Source organism: Kitasatospora sp. NPDC001539, from assembly GCF_040298565.1.
Taxonomy (GTDB): domain Bacteria; phylum Actinomycetota; class Actinomycetes; order Streptomycetales; family Streptomycetaceae; genus Kitasatospora.
On record NZ_JBEPAK010000496.1, the window covers coordinates 1 to 1175 of the forward strand.

The window sequence follows — 1175 nt, forward strand, 5'->3', positions numbered from 1 at the left end:
CGGGTCAGTAATCCGGTCGCCTTCCGGCGACACCCTGTGTGCGTGAAAATCGGTCTGTGGTCGTCTGGCCGACGTCGTGTCGCCTTGGCGCGTTCCGAGCCCGTGGGTCAGTAGGACGCTGGGGGTCCACCGACAGGCACCCGGATGTGTTGCTTCGAGCACGTGAATCAGACTCTTTCGCCTGCCGGACCCCCGCCGGACGGTCACGCGCTCGCGGCCGACGACTGGAGGGGGTGCCGACGGGATGGAAGTGATCCACGAACGCTGCGCGGGGATCGACATCAGCAAGGTCGACGTGAAGGTTTGTGTCCGCATACCCACCAGCGGCAACCGGCGCCGTGGCGAGGTACGCACCTTTCCCGCGGTGACCTCCGGGCTGCTGGCCATGCGGGACTGGCTGCTCGCCGAAGGCGTCACCGTGGTCGGCATGGAAGCCACCGGCGTGTACTGGAAGCCGGTGTTCTACCTGCTGGAGCACGACATGGAGTGCTGGCTCCTCAACGCCCGCCACATGAAGTCGGTGCCCGGCCGCAAGACCGACGTAAAGGACTCCGAGTGGATCGCAAGGCTCGTCGAACACGGCCTGGTCCGCCCCTCGTTCGTCCCCCCGGAGCCGATCCGGCAGCTGCGGGACGTCACCCGCTACCGCACCGAGATCGTGCGCGAGCGCACCCGTGAGACCCAGCGGCTGGAGAAGCTGCTGGAGGACACCGGGATCAAGCTCTCCAGCACCGTCTCCAACATCCTGGGCGTCTCCGGCCGCGCGATGCTGGAGGCTCTGATCGCCGGCGAGCGCGACCCGCACGTCCTGGCCGGCCTGGCCAAGGGCAGCATGCGGCGCAGGACCGACGCTCTCGTTGAGGCACTGACCGGCAACTTCACCGGCCACCACGCCTTCCTGGCCCGGGCGATGCTCGACCGGATCGACGCCTGCACCGCCACCGAGACCCGCTTGAGCGAGCACATCGAGGTGATGCTGCGGCCCTTTCGCCGCCACATCGAACTCCTGATCACCGTCCCCGGGATCGAGTCCCGGGCGGCGCAGGTGATCCTCGCCGAGATCGGCGCCGACATCACGCGCTTTCCCACGGCGGCCGACCTGGCCTCGTGGGCCGGCGTCTGCCCCGGCAACCACCAGTCCGGCGGGCGCAGTGGCAGCGGCAAGACCCGGCACG

The 1175-nt window shown here is 68.9% G+C and carries 1 protein-coding gene; it reads left to right on the plus strand.

Annotated elements, in window-relative coordinates:
• Nucleotides 1-244 precede the first annotated feature (244 nt).
• Nucleotides 245-1175: IS110 family RNA-guided transposase (locus ABT247_RS33540; protein ID WP_350750399.1), on the plus strand; the 931-nt coding region annotated here is incomplete at its 3' end.